This window comes from Arthrobacter sp. TB 26 (assembly GCF_000427315.1).
Lineage (GTDB): Bacteria > Actinomycetota > Actinomycetes > Actinomycetales > Micrococcaceae > Arthrobacter.
Genome location: NZ_AUPJ01000547.1, coordinates 1 through 7,637, shown reverse-complemented (window position 1 = coordinate 7,637; position 7,637 = coordinate 1). Strand labels below are relative to the sequence as shown.

Annotated in this window: 4 protein-coding genes and 2 pseudogenes (1 of these 6 running past the window's edge); 3 read left to right on the top strand and 3 right to left on the bottom strand. The window is 67.6% G+C overall.

Annotated features, from left to right (window positions below; all coding sequences use genetic code 11):
* From rhaI to K789_RS23785, 3 genes and pseudogenes are all read left to right on the top strand, one after another.
* Positions 1-96, top strand: a pseudogene (gene rhaI / locus K789_RS24830) (L-rhamnose isomerase) (it extends 1,067 nt beyond the left edge of the window).
* Between the two features lie 4 nt (positions 97-100).
* The gene (locus tag K789_RS0121365; protein WP_024368519.1) at positions 101-2,137 is read left to right on the top strand and encodes a bifunctional rhamnulose-1-phosphate aldolase/short-chain dehydrogenase; all 2,037 of its coding nucleotides are present in this window, start codon (positions 101-103) and stop codon (positions 2,135-2,137) included.
* Positions 2,134-3,642 (top strand): annotated as a pseudogene (locus K789_RS23785) (rhamnulokinase). Before K789_RS0121365 ends, K789_RS23785 begins: the two are co-directional and overlap by 4 nt.
* Here K789_RS23785 and K789_RS0121355 read toward each other — a convergent pair.
* The 3 genes from K789_RS0121355 to K789_RS0121345 all read right to left on the bottom strand — a co-directional run.
* Complete coding sequence (locus K789_RS0121355; RefSeq protein ID WP_024368518.1) at positions 3,619-4,908, bottom strand: LssY C-terminal domain-containing protein; 1,290 nt, start codon at positions 4,906-4,908, stop codon at positions 3,619-3,621. The pseudogene K789_RS23785 and the gene K789_RS0121355 sit on opposite strands and share 24 nt — an antisense overlap.
* Complete coding sequence (locus tag K789_RS0121350; protein WP_024368517.1) at positions 4,905-6,593, bottom strand: alkaline phosphatase D family protein; 1,689 nt, start codon at positions 6,591-6,593, stop codon at positions 4,905-4,907. The genes K789_RS0121355 and K789_RS0121350 overlap by 4 nt, the downstream gene beginning before the upstream one ends.
* Before the next feature lie 125 nt (positions 6,594-6,718).
* Positions 6,719-7,637, bottom strand: a 919-nt coding sequence (locus K789_RS0121345) for a M20/M25/M40 family metallo-hydrolase (protein ID WP_024368516.1), incomplete at its 5' end; no start/stop codon positions are given.

Here is a 7,637-nt window from a genome sequence, read left to right as displayed (position 1 = left end):
CCCGCCGATCCGATGGCCGCCTTCGCTGCCAGCGGATACCAGGAAGTTATCAACGCCGAACGCCAGGGCGGCCACCAGGCCGGATGGGGAGCCTAAGACCATGACCAATCCAACCGTTGAACAGCTGGTAGCCCGTTCCAACCGCCTGGGGGCCGACAAGCGCAACACCAATTTTGCCGGCGGCAACACCTCCGCCAAGGGCACCGAAAAGGACCCCGTGACCGGCGAGGATGTCCAGCTCCTGTGGGTCAAAGGCTCCGGCGGAGACCTGGGCACCCTCAAAGAGTCCGGGCTCGCCGTCCTCCGCCTGGACCGGCTGCGTGCGCTGAAAGACGTGTACCCCGGCGTCGACCGCGAAGACGAGATGGTGGCCGCGTTCGATTACTGCCTGCATGGCAAGGGCGGCGCCGCCCCCTCCATCGACACCGCCATGCACGGGCTGGTGGACGCGGCACACGTGGACCACCTCCACCCGGATGCCGGCATCGCCATCGCCGCAGCCGCCGACGGCGAGGCCCTCACCAAGGAGATCTTCGGCGAGAAGGTCGCCTGGGTGCCCTGGCGGCGCCCCGGATTCCAGCTCGGCCTGGACATCGCCGCGATCAAAGACGCCAACCCGCAGGCCATCGGCACCATCCTGGGCGGTCACGGCACCACCGCCTGGGGAGCCACCAGCGAGGAAGCCGAAGCCAACTCGCTGTGGATCATCGAGCAGGCGGAGAAGTACATCAAGGACCACGGCCGGCCCGAACCGTTCGGACCGACGCTGCGCGGCTACGGCGCCTTGCCGGAAGCCGACCGCCTCGCGAAGGCCGCGGCCCTGGCGCCGGTGATCCGGGGCCTGGCCTCCAGCGACAAGCCGGTCGTCGGGCATTTCAGCGATGACGCCGTCGTCCTCGACTTCCTCGAGGGGTCCGAGCACCCGCGCCTCGGCTCGCTGGGCACGTCGTGCCCGGACCATTTCCTGCGCACCAAGGTCAAGCCGCTGGTCCTGGACCTGCCCGCGGGGGCCTCGATCGAGGACTCCATCTCCCGGCTGAAGGAACTCCACGCCGCCTACCGTGAGGATTACCGGGCCTACTACGACCGCCACGCCGGGGACGATTCCCCCGCCCTGCGCGGGGCCGACCCCGCCATCGTCCTGGTCCCCGGCGTGGGCATGTTCTCCTACGGAAAGGACAAGCAGACCGCACGGGTCGCCGGCGAGTACTACCTCAACGCGATCAACGTGATGCGCGGCGCCGAGGCCATCTCCACCTACGCCCCCATCGAGGAATCCGAGAAGTTCCGGATCGAATACTGGGCCCTCGAGGAAGCCAAGCTGACCAGGATGCCCCCGCCCAAATCCCACGCCACCCGCATTGCCCTGGTGACGGGGGCGGCGTCGGGCATCGGCAAAGCCATCGCCACCCGCCTCGCGGCCGAGGGTGCCTGCGTCGTCATCGCGGACCTGAACCTCGACAACGCCCGGGCCGCCGCGGCGGCGCTCGGCGGCTCCGACGTCGCCATCGGGATCCAGGCCGATGTCACGGACGAGGCCCAGGTCGTGGCCGCGGTGAACGCCGCGGTCCTGGCGTTCGGCGGCCTCGACCTGGTGGTCAACAACGCCGGACTGTCCATCTCCAAACCGCTCCTTGAGACCACCGAGCAGGACTGGGACCTGCAACACAACGTTATGGCCAAGGGCTCTTTCCTGGTCTCCAAGGCCGCAGCCAAGGTCCTCATCGACCAAGGTATGGGCGGGGACATTGTGTACATCTCCTCGAAGAACTCCGTTTTCGCTGGCCCGAACAACATCGCCTACTCCGCCACCAAGGCCGACCAGGCCCACCAGGTCCGGCTGCTCGCAGCGGAACTGGGCGAGTACGGCATCCGCGTCAACGGCATCAACCCCGACGGCGTCGTCCGCGGTTCCGGGATCTTCGCCGGAGGCTGGGGTGCCAAGCGCGCCGCCGTGTACGGCGTGGACGAGCAGGACCTGGGCAAGTACTACGCCCAGCGCACCCTGCTCAAGCGCGAGGTCCTGCCGGAAAACGTCGCGAACGCCGTCGCCGTCCTCACCGGCAGCGAACTGTCGCACACCACCGGACTGCACATCCCGGTGGACGCCGGCGTCGCCACCGCCTTCCTCCGATGACCGCCGCACCATCCACGGCCCGCACGGTGTTCGCCGCTGTCGATATTGGGGCCTCCTCCGGGCGGGTCATCCTGGGCCGAATCACCCGTGAAGCCGGGAACCCGGGGGTGGCGCTGGAAACAGCCCACCGGTTCCCCAACGGGGTGGTGGAGTCCGACGGCGGCCTGCGCTGGGATTTCGCCGCACTGTTCGCGGAGGTGCTCACCGGACTGGCCTCGGCCGAGACGACGGCCGCGCAGCGCGGGGAACGGATTGCGAGCATCGGAATTGACACCTGGGCGGTGGATTACGGGCGGGTGAACACCGCCGGAGCGCTGGTGGCGCAGCCCTACAGCTACCGGGACGACCGGAGCCGCGGTGCCGTGGAGGAGGTCCACCAGCGCCTGGGTCCGGAACGGCTCTACGCGACCACCGGGCTGCAGTTCCTTCCGTTCAATACGATCTACCAGCTCACCAGCGAAGCGGACCTTCACGGCGTCCAGGCCCTGCTCATTCCGGACCTGATCGCGTTCTTCCTGACCGGCCAGCGCCGCACCGAAGTAACGAATGCCTCCACTACGGGACTCTTCGACGCCGTCGCAGGGGAGTGGGCCACGGAGTTCCTCACCGCGCTGAAGCTGCCATTGGACTTGTTCCCGCCGCTGATCCAACCCGGCGAAACCATCGGCACCCTGCTGCCGGCCATTGCCGAGCAGACGGGACTGCCCGGGGCGACCACGGTGGTCGCGGTCGGCTCGCACGATACCGCTTCTGCTGTTGTGGCCGTCCCCGCAGGGATGGCGGACTTCGCCTATATCTCCTCCGGCACCTGGTCACTGGTGGGCGTCGAACTCAAGCACCCGGTCCTTACCGAGGCGAGCNAGCCGGCAGGCGAACTTCACCAATGAACGCGGTGTCGATGGGACCATCCGGTACCTGCGCAATGCCGGCGGGCTCTGGCTCCTGACCGAATGCCAGCGCACCTGGTCTGCCGGGGGCCATACGCTTTCGCTGGCCGAACTGCTGGACGGCGCTGCGGCATTGCCAGCCGGCGGACCCCTGATCAACGCCGGCGACCCGGGCTTCACGGCGCCCGGCAACATGCCGGGGCGGATCCGCACCGCCGCCCGCAAGACGGGCGCCGTCCTGCCGGATGATCCCGCGGCGATCGTTCGCTGCATCCTGGACAGCCTCGCCGCCGGCTACTCCGAGACCATCCGCGACGCCGAACGGCTCNGCTCGCCGGGCGCCCCATCGACGTCGTCCATATTGTGGGTGGCGGCTCGCAAAACGGGCTCCTGTGCCAACTCACCGCCGATGCCACCGGCAAACCCGTCATCGCGGGCCCGGTTGAAGCCACCGCCCTTGGCAACGTGCTGGTCCAGGCCCGGGCAGCAGGCGCCGTCCACGGCGGGCTGGCCGAATTGCGGCAACTCGTCGCCGGCGCCGCAGCCCTTCAACGGTATGAGCCGGCAACGCCCGGAAATGAGCCGATGCCGGCGTCAGGCCGGTCCCAGCAGAATTGATCCCCGGCTGGTCTTCCGTGCAAAGGTGCGGGACCGCTGGCTTGAGAGGGCGATGATCAGGAGGATGTCCAGGGAAAGGCCCAGGAGGTTTGTCTCCAGGGCGACTCGTGGGCCGCCGTTGAGAACGTCTGCGGCCTGGACGATGATGGCAACAACGCTGAGGAGCATGGCCGTGACCCGTGAGCGGTTTCCGCCCCGCAGGACAAACCATGCCAGCAGGATCTCGCCGACACCAAAGCCCGCGATGACCGTGGCTACGGCCGGCAACACCTGGCTGGCCATTCCTTCAGTAGCGGCAGGGTAGCCGCCCAGCAGCAATGACCCGGCCAGGGCGAGAGCCGCGATACCGCGAAGGCACAGGAGGATGCCGCCGAAAAGGGTCGGGGCAGGGCGCCTTTTCCCACTGTCCGTCCGCGCGCGGGGCGTGTCCGCCGGGCCCGTGCTTACGCGCGTGAGATCGACGACCGGCAAGTGTCCGTCCGTTGAAATCGTGTCTCCTCCGCCGTTGCGCGCATGGTAGCCGGTCGAAAAATCCCTGATGACCGCAACTTCGGCTTCGGGCACGGCCTCTTCCAGTGTCGCCAGGACAAAGTCCCTTTCGTCGTCGGTGTTCTCCTCGATCTTGTGCGTGATCTGAAGGGTGAACAGCGACAGCCCCACCGCGCGGTCATATGTTCCGGCGGCCAGCCAATCGACCCGGACGCCGCCCGGCAGCACCCACCCCGGCGGACAGCGCCAGAAGCGGATGTGGTGCCGCTTGCCCGGATTGCCGTCGACTTCCTGCTGGTACGCAAGATCCTGCTGGCGGCCAAAGAGGAACAGCGGGCTGACGGGCGCCTCGTTGTAGCTCCGGCGCGTGAGGGTTGAGACGACGATCCGCCGGCTGCTGCGAAGATCGACGTCGTCGGCCTGGGTCCAGCCTGCCCGGCGCATGGCGGCATTGACCTGATGTTCCGTTGCGAGCAGGGCCATGTTCACCGGGTCCCCCAGCAGGCCGTCGCTGGTCCGCGCACGGCCAATGAAGTAATCAGGAAGGTAGATCCTGGTCAGGATCCGGTGAAGCCGGGGAAGCACCAGATACGCCAGGACGGCCCAGAAGACTATCGAGAACCACAGCCTGCCCCATTGCAGGGTCTCCTGCAGCAGTATCGTCGCGAGCCACACGGCGGCGAGGCCGCTGAAGACGAACAACCCCGTGTCCAGAACGGTGTCCGTGTCCGGAATCCGGTCCCGGCGCCTCCCGGCCCGGCGTTCTGCCCCGTTCATCTCGTCAACCGTCCACCGTCGGGCCCGGTTCGCCGCGGAGCCAGCGTGACGGAGGCGACACGTTCCAGCCCCGGGTGCAGTTGGTCCCCGCCGTCCACCACGCCCGTCTGCCACCACAGCTTCAGCCCCTCCGGTGCCACTTCCAGGCAGGCCAGGTTGTTGTCGAACCATGGGCCCTTGACGCCGGACCAGCGAAACGGTGGGTCCGGGACTTTTGCCGAGCGCGCCACGAGGGCGCCTACCGGCGTGGCCAGGCCGTAGGACATGATGGCTGCGAAAGACCGCATCAGCCGGGGCAGCGGGTTGCGGATGGGGGAGCAGACGGCCTGCACAATCCGGCTGCCTGAGGTGCGTTCCACTTCCGACACGTAGGAGTAGTGCACGTCCCCGGAGAGGAAAGTGATGGTTTCCGGAGCCGGCCCGCGCTTGCCCCCGGCGACCTCGGTCACCATGGCCGCCACCTCCCGGAAGCTGTTTTGGAAGGCGCCCCAGTGTTCAAGGTCCAGGGCCTGCCGCAGTTTCTCGCCGGCCCGGGCGGCACGTTTCCCCCATGCGCCTTGGGAAACGGCCTCGTTCCAGGACTCGACGTAGTGCAGGCCCATGGGCAGCAGGAACGGCAACGACGTCGCCACGAGCAGGTGGCGGAAACCGCCGCCCATCCGGTCGTCGAGCCAAGCCATCTCGGCCTGGTCGACCAGGGCGCGGCCGTCCGGCGCCAGGTCCCGGGCAGCCCGCGAATCCACCACAATCAGCCGGGTGTCCCCGAAATCCCGGCAGTAGCTCCAGCGGTAGGACCGGGGGTCCTGGTCCGCCCGGTCCGCGAACCTGTCCAGTTCCGCGCTCACATCGATCTCATCGTCGCCGTCGTGCGCGGCGATCAACTGCCAGATGGCATCCCCGGCCCGCTCCAGCGGTGACAGGTTCCCCAGATGCTGGTAGACCCAGTACGAGGCCAACCCCGCGACAATCCGCTCATGCCACCAGGACGTCGCTTCCATCTTCTTCTTCCAGCTGAGCGACGTGTTCCAGTCGTCGCGGATGTCGTGGTCATCGAAGATCATGGCGCTGGGCAGGGTGGACAGCAGCCACCTGTTGGCCGGGTCCGACCACGCCAGATAGTAGAGGTGGGCGTATTCCTCGTAATCCTTCAGCTCCTCGCCCGGCGGTTCCACAATGTCGCGCCGGGCCCGGATGAACTCCTGCATCTGTTCGCTGGTCAAGTCGGCATACACCTGGTCCCCGAGGAAAGAGACCAGATCCGGCCACGGCAGGTCACCGCCGGCGGCCATCCGCAGGGCGTAGGCGCGCAGTGCGTCGACGCCGTGGGTCCGGTTGCCGGACTTATCGTGCGGAACACTGGTCCGGCAGGAGCCGAAGGCCATCCTCAGCGGCTTGCCGGTCTTCAGGGTCGCAACCATGGACGGCGGGAACCCGGACCCGGGAGTGGGCCAGGCCAGGGTTCCGTCGACGTCGACGGCGTAGGACATGACAGTTCCCGGCGCAAGGCCGTCCAGCTCCACCAGCGCGTAGTGGTGACCGTGCACAGCGAAGGTGCCGGCTATCCATTCCCTGCCGCCGGCGCGGACCGAGACCCTGGCAGCAGCCCGGGTCTCCACCCAGACACTCGCTGAGGTCTCATCCACATACCGCATCATCGGGCCGAGCACCAAGGGTGAGGTCGTCATCCCTCAGTTGTACCTGCTCAGCCCGGGTGCGGCCATGGCCGGGTGGAAATGATCCCGCGGCAGCTCAGCCGAACGTCGAGCCCGGGGGTTCCACGAGCCAACCACGGGCCATGAAGTCCGGGACCTCAGCCCCGCGGCGCGAGTGCGTACGTTGCGGTGGCGTAGGCCAGGGCTCCGGACATTTCCTTGAGCAGGTCCGCGTCGGTATTGCTGAGGGTGTCGCAGGCCTCGTGGTAACAGGAGTCCAGCTTCTTGCCGGCCACTCCGCCGTAGGACTGCACCTGGGCCTTGGTCTTCTTTTCCACATCGCCGCTGAACAGCCCGCCGCCGGGAATGCCGGCCTGCAGGAACGCGTCGTAGTCGGAGCCGCCGTCAAAGGGCGTGGTTTCCGCCGGCAGCGAGTTGTCCTGGAAGAAGCGGAAGAAGACCTTTTCGATCTGTTTCGAACCATTTGGCCCGGCGTGACCGAAATCCGAGCCGTCGCCGTCGTGGATGGACCGCACCCCGTTCGGGGAGGCCATCATGTCCACGTTCAGGTTGGCAACGGTCTGGGCCTTCTCGGCCTTGCTGAGCTCATCGACATAGTGCTGGGAACCGTAGAGGCCGTCCTCCTCGCCGCCCCAGAACGCAAACCGGACCCGGTTCACCGGGGTGATTCCGGTCTCCTTCATCCACTTCGCGATCTCAATGATGGCCGCGACCCCGGAGCCGTTGTCGTTGATGCCCGGGCCCTCGGGCACGGAGTCCAAATGCCCGCCCACCACCACGGTGTTCTCGGCACTGCCGCCGCTGTCGGCCAGGATGTTGAAGCTCTCCACCTGCTTCCGGTTCCTGCCCTCGCCGCGGAAGGTGAAGGTCTGCCGGACGGGGTTGTACCCGGCAGCGCGCAGCTGCTCCTCGACGTAGCGGGCGGATTCCTCATACCCGGACGTCCCGGACGCGCGGTTGCCGCCGTTGTCATCAGCAATGCGCTGCAGCGCTTCCAGATGGCCCGTCATTCCCCGGCCCTTGAACGCCTCCAGCACCGCGCGCGCATCCACCCCG